This is a genomic window from Kitasatospora sp. NPDC049258 (assembly GCF_040678895.1).
GTDB lineage: Bacteria > Actinomycetota > Actinomycetes > Streptomycetales > Streptomycetaceae > Kitasatospora.
In genome coordinates this window covers 1-1,809 of sequence record NZ_JBFAQT010000108.1, presented here as the reverse complement: position 1 = coordinate 1,809, position 1,809 = coordinate 1, and the positions used below count along the sequence as shown (strand labels likewise).

At 66.2% G+C, this 1,809-nt stretch carries 2 protein-coding genes; both read left to right on the top strand.

Going from position 1 to position 1,809, the window contains the following annotated elements; translation table 11 throughout:
- Window positions 1–84: 84 nt before the first annotated feature.
- The gene (locus tag AB0K43_RS31405; RefSeq protein WP_363645818.1) at window positions 85–807 is read left to right on the top strand and encodes a class I SAM-dependent methyltransferase; all 723 of its coding nucleotides are present in this window, start codon (window positions 85–87) and stop codon (window positions 805–807) included.
- Window positions 808–873: 66 nt separating this feature from the next.
- Window positions 874–1,788, top strand: a complete 915-nt coding sequence (locus AB0K43_RS31400; protein WP_363645816.1) for an IS982 family transposase — start codon at window positions 874–876, stop codon at window positions 1,786–1,788.
- The last annotated feature ends 21 nt before the right edge of the window (window positions 1,789–1,809 follow it).

Below are 1,809 nucleotides of genomic sequence, written 5' to 3'. Positions count from 1 at the left end.
GCCTAGATGATTGATGCCAAGGGCTGAGGTGGTGCTGAAAGTCGGTGGTGGTGTCTTGGCGGGGCGAGTAGCGTCCGGTTATTGATGACTGACTCCTGGGACACCATCGCGGACTGGTATGCGGGACTGCTACGGACCGGTTCCGTCATGCACGAGTTCAACTGCAACGTGCTGCTCAAGCTCCTACCCGACAAGCTCGGCGGGTGTCGCGTTCTCGATCTCGGCTGCGGGGAAGGCATCGTCGCCCGCGCGGTAGCCGCCCGCGGAGCCTCCGTTGCGGGCATCGACCCTTCGCCGCGGATGATCGAACACGCCCGTGCAGCTGATGCTGGCGGGCCCGGCACGGTGGTCTACGCGGTTGATGACGGATGTGTGCTGAGCACAGTCGCCACCAACTCGCTCAACTGGGTGACCGCCGGGCTCTCCTTGAACAACGTGCCTGACCTCGATGCCGCGCTTGCGGCTGTACGACGCGTGCTGATGGCACGGGGCTCGCTTGCTTTTACGGTCCCGCATCCGTGCTTCGAAGCGCCACACGCGGCCTGGACACAGGCCACTGGCAGGCCCGTTCGACGGATCGTCGGAGACTACCTTGCCGAAGGATTCTGGCGCTCGGACAACCCTGAAGGCGCCCGCCGGGCCGGCAACCAGCACCGGACGCTCTCTACATACCTGACGGCTCTGGTTCGGCACGGGTTTGTCCTGGAAACCGTCACCGAGCCGTCTCCGAGCGCCCAAGTGGTGGCCGCGCAACCCCACAGGGCGGGGCTACCACCGTTCCTGGCCGTTCGCGCGCGGCGCGCTTGACTACGAACTGGTACCAACCGCGCCCGGTCCGGACTGTAGCAGGACGAGGGAGCCCAATGTCGGCGTGTGAAGACTGACTTGGACTCCCTCGCCACCGCACTCTACGTGCAGGTGGACGATCTGCTGAAGCAATCGCCGCATCTGGTCCCGTGGCGGCCCGAGACAGGTATCGCCCCGCAGCTCAGCGATGCCGAGTTGGTCACGCTCTCGGTGATGCAAGCCCTGCTCGGCTATGTCTCCGAGCGCCGCTGGATCCGCTACGCGAGTTCCAACCTGCGGCATCTGTTCCCGTACCTGCCCGGACAGTCCGGCTACAACCGGCGCCTGCGCAAGGCTGCCGACCTGATCGCCCGCGTCAACCGGCTGCTGGCCACCGACACCAGCCTGTGGACCGACAACGTCTGGGTGATCGACTCCACCCCGATCGAATGCGGCCGATCCCGCGAAACGGTCAAGCGCTCCGACCTCGCCGGATGGGCCGAGTACGGCTACTGCGCCAGCCACTCCCGGTTCTTCTGGGGCCTACGGCTGCACCTGGTGTGCACCCTGCACGGCCTGCCCATCGCCTTCGCGCTGACCGGCGCCAAGGCCGACGAGCGAACCACCCTGCTGGACATCCTGGGCACCGAGACCGACCTCGTGGCCACTCGCCCCGGTCAGACCCTGATCGGGGACAAGAACTACTACGGCGCCGCGTTCGAACGTGAGCTCGCCGAGCTGGAACTCCGGCTCCTGCGGCCGGCCCGCAAGGGCGAACCCGAGCGGGCCGGATCTCAGCTGTTCAAGCCGTTGCGGCAGATCATCGAGTCCGTCAACGACACCTTCAAGGGCCAGCTCGACCTCGAACGACATCAGGGCCGCACCCCCGGGGGTGTCATGGTCCGCGTCCTCCAGCGGATCCTCGCGTTGACCGCCGCGATCTGGCACAACGACCACACCGGACAGCCCGTCATGCGTTCCCTCACCGCCTACGACCACTAACCCTTGGCATCAGTCATCTAG